Below are 16,445 nucleotides of genomic sequence, written 5' to 3' on the forward strand. Positions count from 1 at the left end.
TTTTGCGAGGTGCGTTCAAAGGTAGATTTAAGGGCATAAAAAAAGCACCCGAAGGTGCTTTTTTAACGTCCAGTATGTTGTCGCAGCTCAGCGAAACTTACTCTTCGTAAATATTGGCGCGGTCGCGTAATTCTTTACCCGGTTTAAAGTGCGGAACATATTTACCTTCCAGTTCAACTTTATCGCCAGTTTTCGGGTTACGCCCGGTGCGGGGTGCTCGATAATGCAGAGAGAAGCTGCCGAAACCGCGGATTTCAATGCGCTCACCTTGAGCAAGCGTTGAGGCCATATGCTCCAGCATTTCTTTAACAGCATCTTCCACTGCTTTCGCAGGAATGTGAGATTGCTGGCTGGCAAGTCTTTCTATCAATTCTGACTTGGTCATTATTCCTCCGGTTTCCTTCAAGGCAAAATTAGCTAACAGCTTAAACAAGGGCGGCCGTAGCCGCCCTTTGTGCTTGATTACAGGACGAATCCTGCAATCTGTCAAGTAAACTCGTCATAATTCAGGTTGTTGTAACCCGAAAGACTAAGATTACTCGCCTTTAGCTGCTTTGAAAGCTTCAGCCATTGCGTTGTTAGAGAAGTTTGCATCTTCCTGTTTGTTAACAGTTGCGATTGCATCTTTCTCATCAGCTTCGTCTTTAGCACGAACAGACAGGCTGATTGCACGGTTTTTGCGGTCAACGCCGGTGAATTTAGCTTCAACGTCATCGCCTACGCTCAGAACCAGAGTTGCATCTTCAACGCGGTCACGTGAAGCTTCAGAAGCGCGCAGGTAACCTTCAACGCCGTCAGCCAGTTCTACGGTTGCGCCTTTAGCGTCAACTGCAGTCACTTTACCGTTTACGATTGCGCCTTTCTTGTTCAGTGCAACCCAGTTGTTGAACGGATCTTCTGCGAGCTGTTTAACGCCCAGAGAGATACGCTCACGCTCTGCGTCAACCTGCAGAACAACTGCTGCGATTTCGTCGCCTTTTTTGTATTCACGAACTGCTTCTTCGCCTGCAACGTTCCAGGAGATGTCAGACAGGTGAACCAGGCCGTCGATGCCGCCGTCCAGGCCGATGAAGATACCGAAGTCAGTGATAGACTTGATTTTACCTTCAACACGGTCGCCCTTGTTGTGGGTTTCCGCGAACTGCTGCCACGGGTTGTTTTTGCACTGCTTCAGGCCCAGGGAGATACGACGGCGTTCTTCGTCGATATCCAGAACCATAACTTCCACTACGTCGCCAACGTTAACAACTTTGGACGGGTGGATATTTTTGTTGGTCCAATCCATTTCGGAAACGTGAACCAGGCCTTCAACGCCTTCTTCGATTTCAACGAAGCAGCCGTAGTCGGTCAGGTTGGTCACGCGACCGGTCAGTTTGGTACCTTCCGGATAACGTTTAGCGATAGCTACCCACGGATCTTCGCCCAGCTGTTTCAGGCCCAGAGATACACGAGTGCGCTCGCGGTCGAACTTCAGCACTTTAACAGTGATTTCGTCGCCAACGTTTACGATTTCGCTCGGATGCTTAACGCGTTTCCATGCCATATCGGTAATGTGCAGCAGGCCGTCAACGCCGCCCAGATCAACGAATGCACCGTAGTCAGTGAGGTTCTTAACGATACCTTTAACTTCCATGCCTTCCTGCAGGTTTTCCAGCAGCTGATCGCGCTCTGCGCTGTTTTCGGATTCGATAACGGCACGACGAGAAACAACAACGTTGTTACGTTTCTGGTCCAGCTTGATGACTTTGAATTCAAGCTCTTTGCCTTCCAGGTGCAGCGTATCGCGCACCGGACGAACGTCTACCAGGGAACCCGGCAGGAACGCACGAATACCATTCAGCTCAACAGTGAAGCCACCTTTAACTTTGCCGTTGATAATACCGACTACAGTTTCAGCGTCTTCGTAAGCTTTTTCCAGCGTGATCCAAGCTTCGTGACGTTTAGCTTTTTCACGGGACAGCAGGGTTTCACCGAAGCCGTCTTCTACTGCATCCAGAGCAACGTCAACTTCGTCACCAACCTGGATTTCCAGCTCGCCCTGGGCGTTCTTGAACTGCTCTGCCGGAATGGCGGACTCAGATTTCAGACCGGCGTCAACCAGTACTACGTCTTTGTCGATAGCAACAACAACACCACGAACGATGGAACCCGGGCGGGTTTCGATTTCTTTTAAGGATTCTTCAAACAGTTGAGCAAAAGATTCAGTCATGTTTAATCTTCAGGTTAATATTAACGTCCACCTGGCTCCGTGCCGGATGGGGTTGTTTCACATACCCGCTAACACTCCGTTGCTGCGGGGGTACTGCTATAATTCGGAGGCTATGGTGCTTAATCGGTAAGCAGATTAAGCGGCAGCCAGTTTTTCGCGCGCATATTGTAGCGCTTTTTCAATTACTTGCTCAATGTTTAGTTCCGTCGAATCAAGAACTAAAGCATCGGCGGCCGGGATAAGCGGCGCCACTGCGCGATTACGATCGCGGTCGTCACGCTCTTTTATCTCGGATAAAAGGCGATCAAAGTTAACACTAAAGCCCTTCTCCTGCAACTGAAGCATGCGGCGATGAGCACGTTCTTCCGCGGAAGCGTCAAGGAAAATTTTTACCGGCGCGTCCGGGAAAACGACGGTCCCCATATCGCGTCCGTCGGCAATCAGGCCGGGCGAATCACGGAAAGCGCGTTGACGGCGCAGCAGCGCTTCGCGCACGCGTGGAAAAGCCGCCACTTTAGACGCCGTATTCGCCACATCCTGTGTGCGGATTTCTGCACTGACATCTTCGCCCTCCAGAATAACTTCCAGGCTACCGTCAGTGGAGACGAAACGAACGTCCAGATGCGCAGCCAGCGGTACTAGCGCCTCTTCAGACTCGACATCAACATGATGATGCAGCGCCGCGAGAGCCAGAACGCGATAAATTGCCCCAGAATCCAGCAGATGCCAGCCCAGCGTTTCTGCCATTGCCTTGCACAAAGTGCCTTTGCCCGCACCGCCAGGCCCATCAATGGTGATTACCGGTACAATTGCCGTCATCTTTTTCTCCTTCAGCAAGGCGCATAAATATATAAACGCCGCGCATTATACGCATCTATACGACGGAAAGTGAGCATTGCTTGTAAATTACGGACAACAGGAAATCTAATGCGGAAGAATTGTGCAATTATAGCGGGCTGACGGAACATCAGCCCGGAAGATGACCCAGTTTTACTTTTTATCTGCAGCGATACGGTCGCGAATATGCTGCGCGCGTTCGGCTGAAGGCGGGTGTGAATCAAACAGAGATTTACTATGACCGGCGTCAAGGCTAGCCAGTTTGTCGAAGCTTCCCACCAGGCCCTGAGTATTGATATTACGCTTCTTCAGCAGATCGTAAGAGAAATCATCAGCATCAGACTCCTGAGAGCGAGAGAACGCTGAGTTGATCATCCCTTCACCGATATCGCCCAACTGGGATTTAGACAAACTTGCAGCCGCGCCTCCGGTTGCTGAAATCGCATCACGCGCAGCAACGGTCGCATAAGCAGTCTGCATTGCTTTACGCGAGTGACCCAGCGCGACGTGGCCCAATTCATGACCCAGAACCGCTTCGACTTCATTATCCGTCATCATGTCCATCAGGCCGCTATAAACGCGCACGCAACCGTTAGCCATTGCCCATGCGTTCACATCTGAAGTCATGTAAACCTTATAGTTTACTGACGTACCGTTGATATTATTCCCTAACGCTTTGGCTATTTTATTGAGACGTTTAGTGTATTTACTTGAAGCGCCAGCCTGCTTATTTTCACTATCCATTTGCTTACAGGCATCGTCGGAAAGCGCTTTGACTTCGGAGTCAGATAGCGTTGCCGCTTTGTAGGCCGTCATCCCTGAACTGACCAGGGCGTTGGTATCCATACCTTGCATATTTTTACAACCTGCCAACAATGTGGCAGAAATCGCTAAAGCCAGCATTACTTTTGTATTTTTCATATCAATCATCCATTGATAAGCATATTAAATGCTTATAAATCCTATATTTACAAGCAATCAAGGCTAACACTTAGTTTCTTCGCCGACAAGCATGCATAAAAAAACGCCGACTTTCCGGTCGGCGTTTTTATTTAAATTCGCAAAATTCAGGCCAGCGTACTAATTCGCGCCAACTGTTCAAAGTAATCAGGGAAAGTTTTCGCCGTACATTTCGGATCAAGAATGGTTACCGGCGTGTTCGAAAGCGCCACCAGCGAGAAACACATTGCCATACGGTGATCGTTATAGGTGCCGATTTCAGCAAACTGCAGCCTGGCAGGCGGAGTGATGCGGATGTAATCCTCACCTTCCTCAACTTCCGCTCCTACTTTACGCAGTTCCGTTGCCATGGCAAACAGACGGTCGGTCTCTTTAACACGCCAGTTATAGATGTTGCGCAAAGTCGTGGTGCCTTTTGCAAACAAAGCAGCCGTTGCGATAGTCATCGCTGCATCCGGGATATGGTTCATATCCATATCGATAGCGTTCAGTTCGCCATGCGTACAGGCAATAAAATCATCGCCCCAGGTGACGGTTGCGCCCATTTTTTCCAGTACATCGGCAAAACGGATATCCCCCTGGACACTGTTGCGACCAATACCAGTGACTTTTACCGTACCACCCTTAATCGCCCCTGCGGCGAGGAAATAAGATGCCGAGGAAGCATCGCCTTCAACCAGATAATCGCCCGGAGACTGATAATGCTGATTGCCACGAACGATAAAACGCTGATAAGACTGATTTTCAACCTCAACGCCAAACGTCTTCATCAGGTGCAGCGTAATATCAATATAAGGTTTGGAAACCAGATCGCCTTTAATAGCAATAACGGTATCCTGAGGCGCCAGCGGGGCCGTCATCAACAGCGCAGTGAGGAACTGGCTGGAAACGCTACCGTCGACCTCAACCTGGCCGCCGCTGAAACCGCCGCGCAAGCGCAGAGGCGGATAATTATCCTGCTCCAGGTATTCAATTTGCGCCCCGCCCTGACGCAGGGCGTCAATCAGGTGACCAATCGGGCGCTCTTTCATTCGCGGCTCGCCGGTCAGCACAATATCGTTACTGCCCAAACATAGCGCCGCCGCCAGCGGACGCATCGCCGTTCCGGCATTACCGAGGAACAGTTCTAATGCTTTAGCCGCCTGCAGAGGGCCACCGTTGCCGATGACTTCACAGCGGGTACGATCGGATGACAGGTTATAATGAACTCCCAGAGCGCTCAGGGCATTCAGCATGTGGCGTACATCGTCACTATCCAGCAGATTAGTCAGCACCGTAGTGCCACGGGCCAGGGCCGCCAGCAGCAAGGCACGGTTAGAGACACTCTTAGACCCGGGTAGGTTAATAGTGCCATCTACTCGTGCGATGGGTTGTAACGTCAGGGATTCCATTAAACTTAACTCTCAAACAAACAGAATAAAAACCCCGCAGACCGGCTGCGGGGATGAAAACACAACAGCGATTAACCGTGACGGCGTTCGAAGTCCTGCATAAAGTCGGTCAGCGCCTTCACGCCCGCCAACGGCATAGCGTTATAGATAGAAGCGCGCATACCGCCTACTACGCGGTGGCCTTTCAGCGCATGCAGGCCAGCGGCAAATGACTCTTCGAGGAACAGTTTATCAAGCTCACTATCCGCCAACTGGAACGGCACGTTCATGCGCGAGCGGTTCGCCGCAGCGACATCGTTACGATAAAAGCCGCTGTTATCGATAGTGCTATACAGCAGGTCGGCTTTCTGCTGGTTGATTTTATCCATAGCGGCAACGCCGCCCTGCTCTTTCAGCCACTTAAACACCAGGCCTGAGAGGTACCAGGCAAACGTCGGCGGCGTGTTAAACATAGAGTCATTGGCCGACAGGATGGAGTAATCAAGAATCGACGGGCAGGCTACGCTGGCTTTACCCAGTAGATCTTCGCGCACAATAATCAGCGTCAGACCGGCAGGACCGATGTTTTTCTGCGCGCCCGCGTAGATTACGCCATAACGACTAACGTCAATTTCACGGGATAAAATTGTGGAGGACAAATCCGCAGTGACAATCACATCGTCGCCAAAGTTTGGCGCCTCTTCAATAGCAATACCGTCAATGGTTTCATTCGGGCAGTAGTGCAGATAGGCAGCGCCAGGAGTCAGTTGCCATTCGCTCATCGGTTTAACCGCACGCAATCCGTCAACGGTGATTTTGGCGTCGATGACGTTCGGTTTACAGTATTTATGGGCTTCTTTAACCGCACTGGCCGCCCAGTAGCCGGCATCAACGTAGTCGGCAACGGTTTTATCCCCCAGCAGGTTCAGCGGGATACCAGCAAACTGTCCGCGACCGCCGCCGTGGCAAAATAAGACTTTATAATTGGAAGGAATATTGAGCAGGGAGCGAAAATCCTGTTCCGCCTCTTCAGCCACCTTAATGAACTCTTTACCACGGTGGCTGATTTCCATCACCGACGTCCCCAAACCGTTCCAGTCGCAAAGCTCCTTTTGCGCCAGTTTGAGCACTTCCGCCGGCAGCATTGCCGGGCCTGAACTGAAGTTATAGACCTGAGCCATTTCCCCTCACCACTTGCTATGTTATTTACCCGCGAACCGTCGCGGGCATAAGTTATTCCTGTGGCTATCGGTTTTATCATTCAGTGACACACACCGCAATGGCTAAAACTGAGTCACGGAGAAATGTGGATTCGCTCACACAAAAGAATCTGCCATCTTGACGTCATAAAACCGACATAATTGCTGTCAGGTGACTCTTTTGGCCCGACTGACCTTCGACCATTCTGCATTTGTACAGCGCGGGCATAATTGTTTATCACCAGCTCGTAGCGTAAGTATTGCGCTACAGCGTACGCAGGCGTACTCATCATCGTGAGGTATGGTGATAAAACGATCGGTAAAACGGGAAGGCAGAATGGAAAGCCCGGCTTTAATATCTTCATCCTCGTAGTAATAAAGGCTGATCTGGCCGTTGGTTTCCAGAATAGCCAGCCGTACCTGACCCAGTTGCTCAACCCCGCTGATTCTCAGTTCCATAAAAAACTCGAATTCGGTCATATTTTCCGCCTGCAGTTTCTCCCAGGCCAGTTCGCCGTTCTCCACAACAATAATCGGCTTACCTTCAAGCAAATCCTCCAGTTTTTCGCTATGCCCCATCAGCCACATAATCAATCGATACAGCAGAGCCAGGGTAATGAATACCGCCAGTACCGGCAGCATGGGAACATCATCATAAAACGCGACGTCCCCTGCCGCCGAACCGAGGGTCAAAATGATGAGTACTTCGAAAAGAGACATCTGGCGAACGCCACGCCGCCCGGTTATTTTGAGAAAAATAAATACCAGTACGAAGGTATAGAGGCTACGTAATGCCACCTCGGCAAGAAATTCCACGGGCATTTTATCCAGTGCCATACGATGCCAGTCAAATGTCTTCATGGTTAACGCCTGAACAGTTATTGAGTGACATAAGCATAGCCAGACGATGGAGATAGCACCTGTCATCTAAAACCCGTATCATTGCGCGCTTTCCGTACGATAAAAGTGACTGCAATGACTCAAACATTTATTCCCGGCAAAGATGCCGCTCTGGAAGATTCCATCGCTCGCTTCCAGCAAAAGTTGCTCGACCTCGGATTTGACATTGAAGAGGCCTCATGGCTCAACCCGGTACCGCACGTCTGGTCAGTGCATATCCGCGATAAAGAGTGCTCCTTGTGCTTCACCAACGGTAAGGGCGCCACCAAAAAAGCTGCGTTGGCATCGGCGCTTGGGGAATACTTTGAACGTCTCTCCACAAACTACTTCTTCGCCGACTTCTGGCTGGGTAACACCATCGCTAATGGCTCTTTTGTTCATTATCCGAATGAAAAATGGTTTCCATTAACCAACGATGACGAAGTACCGGAAGGTCTGTTGGATGCTCGCCTGCGCGCCTTCTACGACCCTGACGATCAGTTAACTGCCAGCATGCTGGTTGATCTGCAATCAGGCAATGACGATCGCGGCGTCTGCGGCCTGCCGTTCACCCGTCAGTCTGATGGTGAGACGGTCTATATTCCAATGAACATCGTCGGCAACCTGTACGTCTCTAACGGGATGTCCGCAGGCAATACGCGCAACGAAGCCCGCGTTCAGGGTTTGTCAGAAGTGTTTGAGCGCCATATTAAAAACCGCATTATCGCCGAAAGCATCAGCCTGCCGGAGATCCCAGCCGATGTCATGGCCCGTTATCCGGGCGTTGTAGAGTCGATTAATAAGCTGGAGGCCGAAGGTTTTCCGATTTTTGCTTATGATGGCTCGTTGGGCGGTAAGTATCCGGTTATCTGCGTCGTGTTATTTAACCCGGCGAACGGCACCTGCTTTGCTTCTTTCGGCGCGCATCCCGATTTCGGCGTGGCGCTGGAACGTACGGTCACTGAGTTACTACAGGGCCGTAGCCTGAAAGACCTCGACGTTTTCACACCGCCAACCTTTGATGATGAAGAAGTGGCTGAGCATGCCAACCTCGAAACTCACTTTATCGATTCAAGCGGCCTGATCTCTTGGGATATGTTTAAGCAGGATGCCGACTATCCGTTTGTAGACTGGAGCTTCTCCGGTACCACGGATGAAGAGTTCGCCACCCTGATGGCTATCTTTAAAGAAGAAGATAAAGAAGTTTATATCGCAGATTACGAACACCTGAGCGTCTACGCCTGCCGTATCATCGTCCCGGGCATGTCCGATATCTACCCGGCGGAAGATCTCTGGCTCGCCAATAACAGCATGGGCGCTCACCTGCGGGAAACCATTCTTTCCCTACCGGGAAGCGAGTGGGAAAAAGAAGATTATCTGGCGCTTATCGAGCAAATGGACGATGAAGGCCTTGATGATTTCACCCGCGTGCGCGAACTGCTGGGTCTGGCGACCGGTAAAGACAATGGCTGGTATACATTGCGCATCGGTGAGCTTAAAGCAATGCTGGCGCTGGCGGGCGGCGATCTTGAACAAGCATTGATCTGGACCGAGTGGACCATGGAGTTCAACGCCTCGATCTTTAGCGCCGAGCGGGCCAATTATTACCGCTGCCTGCAGACCTTGCTGCTGTTGAGCCAGGAAGAGGAGCGTCAGCCGCTGCAATACCTGAATGCTTTTGTACGTATGTACGGCGTCGACGCGGTTGAGGCCGCTAGCGCTGCTCTTAGCGGTGAAGCGCCGTTCTACGGCTTACAAGCCGTTGACGACGATCTGCTCGCTTTCCCGGCCCATCAGTCATTACTGAAGGCCTATGAAAAACTGCAGCGCGCAAAAGCGGCATTCTGGCTCAAATAAGCCCTCTTTTTCTGCCGCAATGACAGCATCGCGGGGTCGTCTCTACGGCCCCGTTTTTTATATTTTCCGCAAGCCACACAGATTTGTAATCATAAAGTTAATTAGTGGTGAGAAATAATAAAACGCCGCCGCAAATATTGTTAATTTTAATAAAAATACCCCATTTTAATTAACCGGAAAACGGGGCTAAAATGAAAATAATCAACATTATTTGTAAATTTTAAAATTTATTTTTCCATTACAAAACAATTGCTTATATTGATTTCAGGTCAAATCCATACACTAAAAAGGCCTATAGTTCCGGTAGGATATGATCTACATCAAATTACCTTCTATAATGCTTTGTTAGTATCTCACCGCCAACTTACATAAAGAGAGAGTTAGTGTGAAAGCTGACAACCCTTTTGATCTTTTACTCCCTGCTGCTATGGCGAAAGTCGCCGAAGAAGCGGGTGTCTATAAAGCGACAAAACATCCGATAAAGACGTTTTATCTGGCTATCACCGCAGGTGTCTTCATCTCTATCGCTTTTGTTTTCTATATCACAGCAACAACCGGCGCGGCCGGGATGCCTTTCGGTGTTGCCAAACTGATTGGGGGCGTCTGCTTCTCACTGGGTTTGATTCTCTGCGTCATTTGCGGTGCCGACCTGTTTACCTCGACTGTACTTATCGTCGTGGCAAAAGCCAGCGGGCGAATTACATGGGGCCAACTGGCGAAAAACTGGCTCAACGTCTATGTTGGTAACCTGATTGGTTGCTTACTCTTTGTGTTGCTGATGTGGCTTTCAGGCGAATATATGACCGCCAACGGTCAATGGGGACTTAACGTCCTGCAAACCGCCGACCACAAAATGCACCATACTTTTATTGAAGCCGTGTGCCTGGGTATCCTGGCAAACCTGATGGTCTGCCTTGCGGTATGGATGAGCTACTCCGGCCGCAGCCTGATGGATAAAGCCATGATTATGGTTTTACCGGTGGCAATGTTTGTTGCCAGCGGGTTTGAGCATAGTATCGCGAACATGTTTATGATCCCGATGGGTATCATCATCCGCGACTTTGCAAGCCCGGAATTCTGGACCGCAGTCGGTTCAACTCCGGAAAGTTTCTCTCACCTGACCGTCATGAACTTCATCACTGATAACCTGGTTCCGGTAACTATCGGGAACATCATCGGCGGTGGTCTGTTGGTTGGGTTGACATACTGGGTCATTTACCTGCGTGGCGACGACCATCACTAAGGGTTGTTTCAGGCAGTAAATAAAAAATCCACTTAAGAAGGTAGGTGTTACATGTCCGAGCTTAATGAAAAGTTAGCCACAGCCTGGGAAGGTTTTGCGAAAGGTGACTGGCAGAAAGAAGTCAACGTCCGCGACTTTATCCAGAAAAACTATACCCCGTACGAAGGTGACGAGTCCTTCCTGGCTGGCGCAACTGACGCGACCACCAAGCTGTGGGACACCGTAATGGAAGGCGTAAAACAGGAAAACCGCACTCACGCGCCTGTTGATTTTGACACTTCCCTTGCATCCACCATCACTTCTCACGACGCTGGTTACATCGAGAAAGCTCTCGAGAAAATCGTTGGTCTGCAGACTGAAGCCCCGCTGAAACGTGCGATTATCCCGTTCGGTGGCATCAAAATGGTTGAAGGTTCTTGCAAAGCGTACGATCGCGAGCTGGATCCGATGCTGAAGAAAATCTTCACCGAATACCGCAAAACTCACAACCAGGGCGTTTTTGATGTTTACACCAAAGACATCCTGAACTGCCGTAAATCCGGCGTTCTGACCGGTCTGCCTGATGCTTATGGCCGTGGTCGTATCATTGGTGACTACCGTCGCGTTGCGCTGTACGGTATCGACTTCCTGATGAAAGACAAATACGCTCAGTTCGTTTCTCTGCAAGAGAAACTGGAAAACGGCGAAGATCTGGAAGCAACCATCCGTCTGCGTGAAGAAATCTCTGAACAGCACCGCGCTCTGGGTCAGATCAAAGAAATGGCAGCAAAATATGGCTGCGATATCTCTGGTCCGGCAACGACTGCTCAGGAAGCTATCCAGTGGACCTACTTCGGTTACCTGGCTGCTGTTAAATCTCAGAACGGCGCAGCAATGTCCTTCGGTCGTACCTCCAGCTTCCTGGATATCTTCATCGAACGTGACCTGAAAGCTGGCAAAATCACCGAGCAAGACGCTCAGGAAATGATTGACCACCTGGTCATGAAACTGCGTATGGTTCGTTTCCTGCGTACTCCTGAATATGATGAACTGTTCTCTGGTGACCCGATTTGGGCAACTGAATCCATCGGCGGTATGGGCGTTGACGGCCGTACTCTGGTGACCAAAAACAGCTTCCGCTTCCTGAACACCCTGTACACCATGGGGCCGTCTCCGGAGCCGAACATCACCATTCTGTGGTCTGAAAAACTGCCGCTGAGCTTCAAAAAATACGCAGCGAAAGTGTCTATCGATACCTCTTCTCTGCAGTATGAGAACGATGACCTGATGCGTCCGGACTTCAACAACGATGACTATGCAATCGCTTGTTGCGTAAGCCCGATGGTTGTTGGTAAGCAAATGCAGTTCTTCGGTGCTCGTGCTAACCTGGCGAAAACCATGCTGTACGCAATCAACGGCGGCGTTGATGAAAAACTGAAAATGCAGGTTGGTCCTAAATCTGAACCGATTAAAGGCGACGTTCTGAACTTCGACGAAGTGATGGACCGCATGGATCACTTCATGGACTGGCTGGCTAAACAGTACGTCACTGCACTGAACATCATCCACTACATGCACGACAAGTACAGCTACGAAGCTTCTCTGATGGCGCTGCACGACCGTGATGTTATCCGCACCATGGCATGTGGTATCGCAGGTCTGTCCGTTGCTGCTGACTCCCTGTCTGCAATCAAATATGCGAAAGTTAAACCGATTCGTGATGAAAACGGTCTGGCTGTCGACTTCGAAATCGAAGGCGAATACCCGCAGTTTGGTAACAACGACTCTCGCGTCGATGATATGGCCGTTGACCTGGTTGAACGTTTCATGAAGAAAATTCAGAAACTGCACACCTACCGCAACGCTATCCCGACTCAGTCTGTTCTGACCATCACCTCTAACGTTGTGTATGGTAAGAAAACCGGTAACACCCCTGATGGTCGTCGCGCTGGCGCGCCGTTCGGACCAGGTGCTAACCCGATGCACGGCCGTGACCAGAAAGGTGCTGTCGCCTCTCTGACCTCCGTTGCTAAACTGCCGTTTGCTTACGCGAAAGATGGTATCTCTTATACCTTCTCTATCGTTCCGAACGCACTGGGCAAAGACGACGAAGTTCGTAAAACTAACCTGGCAGGCCTGATGGACGGTTACTTCCACCACGAAGCTTCCGTTGAAGGCGGTCAGCACCTGAACGTCAACGTTATGAACCGCGAAATGCTGCTCGACGCGATGGAAAACCCGGAGAAATATCCGCAGCTGACCATCCGCGTATCTGGCTACGCAGTACGTTTTAACTCCCTGACTAAAGAACAACAGCAGGACGTTATCACTCGTACCTTCACTCAGACCATGTAATTGGTTTTGACTGAAATCGTGATGTAAAAAGCGTACAATAAAGGCTCCACGCAAGTGGGGCCTTTTTTAGCAATACCACCCTGCCCCAGTCTCTTTTGTCTGCCGTCTATACTCTATGGATAACAGCCAAAACAGACTTAACACAGCCGGTTTGAGCTGTGCATCCACAGGCCCTGAACGGGCCGAATCTGGAGATATCACTGCAATGTCAACAATTGGTCGCATTCACTCCTTTGAATCCTGTGGCACCGTCGATGGCCCCGGGATCCGCTTTATTACCTTCTTCCAGGGCTGCCTGATGCGCTGCCTCTATTGCCATAACCGCGACACCTGGGATACCCACGGTGGCAAAGAGATTACCGTTGAAGAGCTGATGAAAGAGGTTGTTACCTATCGCCATTTTATGAATGCTTCCGGCGGCGGCGTAACGGCATCAGGAGGCGAAGCCATTCTGCAGGCCGAATTCGTTCGTGACTGGTTCCGCGCCTGTAAGAAAGAAGGCATTCACACCTGTCTCGACACTAACGGCTTTGTGCGCCGCTACGACCCGGTTATTGATGAGCTGCTGGAAGTCACCGACCTGGTGATGCTCGATCTCAAGCAGATGAACGACGAGATTCACCAGAACCTGGTCGGCGTATCTAACCATCGTACTCTGGAGTTTGCCCGTTACCTGTCAAACAAAAATATTAACGTCTGGATCCGCTACGTTGTTGTTCCTGGATGGTCTGACGATGATGATTCCGCACATCGTCTGGGCGAGTTTACCCGTGACATGGGCAATGTCGAAAAAATCGAACTACTGCCGTATCACGAGTTAGGTAAACATAAGTGGGTAGCGATGGGCGAAGAGTACAAGCTGGATGGCGTCCATCCGCCGAAGAAAGAAACGATGGAGCGCGTGAAGGGTATTCTCGAACAGTACGGTCACAAGGTGATGTACTAAACACAAAGCCATCACCCGGTAGACCTTGTGCTACCGGGTTTTTCTTCAGCATGAAATAAGCATCAGGACATAAAGTATTCCGACAGCTTATTCGCCACGCTTTCAATCGAGAAAATCCGCTTCTGATGCGCCTTGCGGTATTCTGCATAGCGCTCATCCTGCTCTTCCAGCGCGCTCAGGATCCGGTCGGCCACCATCATCGCGCCCGCTATTTCGGCAAACCCCGATTCCCCTTCCCCCTGTAAAGCAACCGCAGCTTGTAGATTCCAGTCAGATAAACGGGCCAGCGGTGCAAAGGTCCCACGCGTAAGCGATAGTATTTTGACGCCCTGCTGCCTGGCCAGCGACAGGGCCTGCATCATATCCGCCGATGCCTGCTCGGTATGCACAACGATGATGCCGGTTTTTTGGTTATCTGCCAGCAACGGCATCGCAGCCGGATAGGAGCGATCAACAAAGCTGGCCGCCTTGCCCATATTAATTAAATTCATCTGCAGGAATAACGCCACCGGCACCGCCGTGCCTACAGCATAGATAGCAATACTATTCAGAGTGTTAAGCCAGTCAGCCGCCGCTTTTAATTCCTGGTTATCAACAATGGCATTACTATCGCGGATGCTCGCCAGCACCGGGGCAATCTCTTCATTACCATGGGTACTATTGTCTTCCGAGCGCGCAGCGCCCTGCTCCATCGCCAGCGCAGTCCTGAAATCCGAGAAACCTTTAAAACCGAAAGCCCGACAAAAACGGGTGATACTCCCTTCACTGGTGTCAATGGAGTCGGCCAGTTCTGAAATCGTGTGACGCATCACAAAGTCAGGATTTTCCGTAATAAAACGGCCAACTTTCTCCAGTATCGGGCTTAGCCCCGAAGCTCCATTTCTTATGCTTATCAACAAGTTGTTGTCTATCTGGCTCATGTTTTGCCTTATTTGCTCAAAATGCAAACACAGTCACATCTTTCGTTCCGCGGTAAAGATAATAATTATTATCTCACACAAACAAATAAAAATAATTATTTTTACAAACAGGAGAACATCGAATGAAAGGTCTCATAGTCTGTCGTACCGGTATGGGCAGCTCCTTAATGCTCAAAATCAAAGCACAAAAAATCATCGACAAACACGGCTGGGATATCGAGCTGGAACACGATGTCCTCTCGGGTCTGCGGACCTGGCGAGACATTGATTTTGTCATCACTATGCGCGATCTCACCGATGAAGTCGAAGCCGCCGGATTCAGAGCCGTTGGCATCACCGATCTGATGAATAGTGAAGAGATGGAATCTGCGCTCACTGACATCGTTCAAAGCAACTAACCTCTCCCGGAGGCAATATGGATTTCCTCAGATTTATTGTATTCGACATTCTGGGTGTAACCCCACTTTTAGTTGGCTTTATTGCATTAATCGGCCTGTTAATCCAACGCAAGCCGATTGAAAAGGTGCTCTCCGGTACCTTCAAAACCATCGTCGGCTTTCTGGTTTTTGCCGGTGGCGCTGGTCTGGCGGTCACCTCTTTGGGCAATTTTCAGACGCTATTCAGCGATGGATTTGGCCTGAAGGGGGTGATGCCGTTGGCAGAAGCGCTAACCGGGCTGGCGCAAACCAAATTCGCGATGTGCGTTTCGCTGATTATGGTGATTGGTTTTGGCTGGAACTTGTTCTTTGCCCGCGTGACTCCTTTTAAATACATCTTTCTTACCGGGCAACATAACCTCTATCTCTCCGCTCTGCTTACCGTAACGCTGAAGGCGCTGGGCTATAGCGATATGACAACGATCATCGTCGGCTCCGTGTTATTGGGCCTGGCCGCCTGCCTCTACCCAGCCATTGCGCAGCCGTGGATGCGAAAAATTACCGGTAACGATGAGATCGCGATGGGGCACTACGTCACTCTGGCCTACGCCGCATCCGGCTGGATCGGCTCAAAGGTTGGCGATCCTAAACAATCAACGGAAAAGCTGAATCTACCCGGCTGGCTGGGGATTTTTAAAGATTACATCGTCTCGGTATCTATCTCGGTGAGTATTTTCTACTACATCGCCGCGCTTGCCGCTGGAAAGGCAGCGGTAACCGCAGCGGCTGGCGGAATGCACTGGCTGGTTTATCCCCTCTTCCAGTCGCTGACCTTCACCGCATCACTGTACATCATCATTACCGGCGTGCGCTTACTGCTGTCGGAAATTGTTCCAGCCTTTCTCGGCATCTCGGAGAAATTTATCCCTAACGCCAAACCCGCGCTCGACTGCCCGGTAGTCTTCCCTTATGCCCCCACCGCCACGGTGCTGGGGTTTATCTCATCGTTCGTCGGCGGACTGGTGGTAATGGGTTTTCTCGCGATTTTGGGGCAAACCGTCATTATCCCGGTAGCCATTCCCTACTTCTTTATCGGCGCTACCGCTGCAGTATTTGGTAATGCCTCCGGCGGCTGGAAAGGTGCAATTGCCGGGAGTTTCATCACCGGGATCCTGATCGGTATCGGCCCAGCACTGATTTATCCGATTATGGAATCCGTCGGTCTGTCAGGCACCAGCTTCCCGGAAACCGACTTCGTCGCTCTGGGTCTGGTCGTGTACTACATCGGTAAAATGCTGCCATAAGAAGGAATGA

General features: G+C 50.5%; 14 protein-coding genes. 6 read left to right on the top strand and 8 right to left on the bottom strand.

Annotation, left to right across the window (positions count from 1 at the left end):
• Positions 1-97: 97 nt before the first annotated feature.
• The 7 genes from ihfB to FN082_RS00590 all read right to left on the bottom strand — a co-directional run bounded on the left by ihfB (position 98) and on the right by FN082_RS00590 (position 7,436).
• Positions 98-385, bottom strand: coding sequence for an integration host factor subunit beta (gene ihfB / locus FN082_RS00560; RefSeq protein ID WP_004100704.1), 288 nt, complete (start codon positions 383-385; stop codon positions 98-100).
• A 150-nt stretch (positions 386-535) separates the two neighbouring features.
• On the bottom strand, positions 536-2,209 hold the full coding sequence (gene rpsA / locus FN082_RS00565; RefSeq protein ID WP_139537159.1) for a 30S ribosomal protein S1: 1,674 nt from the start codon (positions 2,207-2,209) through the stop codon (positions 536-538).
• A 135-nt stretch (positions 2,210-2,344) separates the two neighbouring features.
• Entirely contained in the window at positions 2,345-3,028 is a 684-nt protein-coding gene (gene cmk / locus FN082_RS00570; RefSeq protein ID WP_139537158.1) for a (d)CMP kinase, read from the bottom strand.
• 171 nt (positions 3,029-3,199) lie between these two features.
• Positions 3,200-3,967, bottom strand: a complete 768-nt coding sequence (gene loiP / locus FN082_RS00575; RefSeq protein WP_139537157.1) for a metalloprotease LoiP — start codon at positions 3,965-3,967, stop codon at positions 3,200-3,202.
• Between the two features lie 146 nt (positions 3,968-4,113).
• Positions 4,114-5,397: a 3-phosphoshikimate 1-carboxyvinyltransferase gene (gene aroA, locus FN082_RS00580; protein WP_142980955.1), complete on the bottom strand. Its 1,284-nt coding sequence runs from the start codon at positions 5,395-5,397 to the stop codon at positions 4,114-4,116.
• Between the two features lie 71 nt (positions 5,398-5,468).
• Positions 5,469-6,557, bottom strand: coding sequence for a 3-phosphoserine/phosphohydroxythreonine transaminase (gene serC, locus FN082_RS00585; protein WP_139537155.1), 1,089 nt, complete (start codon positions 6,555-6,557; stop codon positions 5,469-5,471).
• Between the two features lie 186 nt (positions 6,558-6,743).
• Positions 6,744-7,436, bottom strand: a complete 693-nt coding sequence (locus FN082_RS00590; RefSeq protein ID WP_139537154.1) for a DUF421 domain-containing protein — start codon at positions 7,434-7,436, stop codon at positions 6,744-6,746.
• Positions 7,437-7,550: 114 nt separating this feature from the next.
• On the opposite strand from FN082_RS00590, the gene ycaO reads away from it, so the two are divergent.
• The 4 genes from ycaO to pflA all read left to right on the top strand — a co-directional run bounded on the left by ycaO (position 7,551) and on the right by pflA (position 13,834).
• Positions 7,551-9,311 carry a 30S ribosomal protein S12 methylthiotransferase accessory factor YcaO gene (ycaO, locus tag FN082_RS00595; RefSeq protein ID WP_142463842.1) on the top strand — a complete coding sequence of 587 codons (1,761 nt, stop codon included), beginning with the start codon at positions 7,551-7,553 and terminating at the stop codon, positions 9,309-9,311.
• 385 nt (positions 9,312-9,696) lie between these two features.
• Positions 9,697-10,554 (top strand): formate transporter FocA, encoded by an 858-nt coding sequence (focA, locus tag FN082_RS00600; RefSeq protein ID WP_142980956.1) that lies wholly within the window; start codon positions 9,697-9,699, stop codon positions 10,552-10,554.
• A 51-nt stretch (positions 10,555-10,605) separates the two neighbouring features.
• Positions 10,606-12,888: a formate C-acetyltransferase gene (gene pflB / locus FN082_RS00605; protein ID WP_139537152.1), complete on the top strand. Its 2,283-nt coding sequence runs from the start codon at positions 10,606-10,608 to the stop codon at positions 12,886-12,888.
• 205 nt (positions 12,889-13,093) lie between these two features.
• Positions 13,094-13,834, top strand: a complete 741-nt coding sequence (gene pflA / locus FN082_RS00610; RefSeq protein ID WP_004871674.1) for a pyruvate formate lyase 1-activating protein — start codon at positions 13,094-13,096, stop codon at positions 13,832-13,834.
• A 62-nt stretch (positions 13,835-13,896) separates the two neighbouring features.
• Here the strand turns inward: pflA and FN082_RS00615 are convergent, their stop codons facing one another.
• On the bottom strand, positions 13,897-14,754 hold the full coding sequence (locus tag FN082_RS00615; RefSeq protein WP_139537151.1) for a MurR/RpiR family transcriptional regulator: 858 nt from the start codon (positions 14,752-14,754) through the stop codon (positions 13,897-13,899).
• 122 nt (positions 14,755-14,876) lie between these two features.
• Between FN082_RS00615 and FN082_RS00620 the strand changes: the two genes are divergently transcribed.
• Together FN082_RS00620 and FN082_RS00625 are read left to right on the top strand one after the other, a co-directional pair.
• A complete protein-coding gene (locus tag FN082_RS00620) occupies positions 14,877-15,152 on the top strand; it encodes a PTS sugar transporter subunit IIB (protein ID WP_004100672.1) in 276 nt (91 codons plus the stop codon).
• A 17-nt stretch (positions 15,153-15,169) separates the two neighbouring features.
• The gene (locus FN082_RS00625) at positions 15,170-16,435 is read left to right on the top strand and encodes a PTS ascorbate transporter subunit IIC (RefSeq protein ID WP_004871676.1); all 1,266 of its coding nucleotides are present in this window, start codon (positions 15,170-15,172) and stop codon (positions 16,433-16,435) included.
• The last annotated feature ends 10 nt before the right edge of the window (positions 16,436-16,445 follow it).

Source organism: Klebsiella spallanzanii, assembly GCF_902158555.1.
In the GTDB taxonomy this organism is placed as follows: Bacteria; Pseudomonadota; Gammaproteobacteria; order Enterobacterales; family Enterobacteriaceae; genus Klebsiella; species Klebsiella spallanzanii.

Excerpts from the sequence above, each read along its gene's own strand:
- cmk (WP_139537158.1), bottom strand. The coding sequence starts at position 3,028 with ATGACGGCAATTGTACCGGTAATCACCATTGATGGGCCTGGCGGTGCG.
- pflB (WP_139537152.1), top strand. The coding sequence starts at position 10,606 with ATGTCCGAGCTTAATGAAAAGTTAGCCACAGCCTGGGAAGGTTTTGCG.
- serC (WP_139537155.1), bottom strand. The coding sequence starts at position 6,557 with ATGGCTCAGGTCTATAACTTCAGTTCAGGCCCGGCAATGCTGCCGGCG.
- aroA (WP_142980955.1), bottom strand. The coding sequence starts at position 5,397 with ATGGAATCCCTGACGTTACAACCCATCGCACGAGTAGATGGCACTATT.
- rpsA (WP_139537159.1), bottom strand. The coding sequence starts at position 2,209 with ATGACTGAATCTTTTGCTCAACTGTTTGAAGAATCCTTAAAAGAAATC.
- FN082_RS00590 (WP_139537154.1), bottom strand. The coding sequence starts at position 7,436 with ATGAAGACATTTGACTGGCATCGTATGGCACTGGATAAAATGCCCGTG.
- pflA (WP_004871674.1), top strand. The coding sequence starts at position 13,094 with ATGTCAACAATTGGTCGCATTCACTCCTTTGAATCCTGTGGCACCGTC.
- ihfB (WP_004100704.1), bottom strand. The coding sequence starts at position 385 with ATGACCAAGTCAGAATTGATAGAAAGACTTGCCAGCCAGCAATCTCAC.
- ycaO (WP_142463842.1), top strand. The coding sequence starts at position 7,551 with ATGACTCAAACATTTATTCCCGGCAAAGATGCCGCTCTGGAAGATTCC.
- loiP (WP_139537157.1), bottom strand. The coding sequence starts at position 3,967 with ATGAAAAATACAAAAGTAATGCTGGCTTTAGCGATTTCTGCCACATTG.
- FN082_RS00620 (WP_004100672.1), top strand. The coding sequence starts at position 14,877 with ATGAAAGGTCTCATAGTCTGTCGTACCGGTATGGGCAGCTCCTTAATG.
- FN082_RS00615 (WP_139537151.1), bottom strand. The coding sequence starts at position 14,754 with ATGAGCCAGATAGACAACAACTTGTTGATAAGCATAAGAAATGGAGCT.
- FN082_RS00625 (WP_004871676.1), top strand. The coding sequence starts at position 15,170 with ATGGATTTCCTCAGATTTATTGTATTCGACATTCTGGGTGTAACCCCA.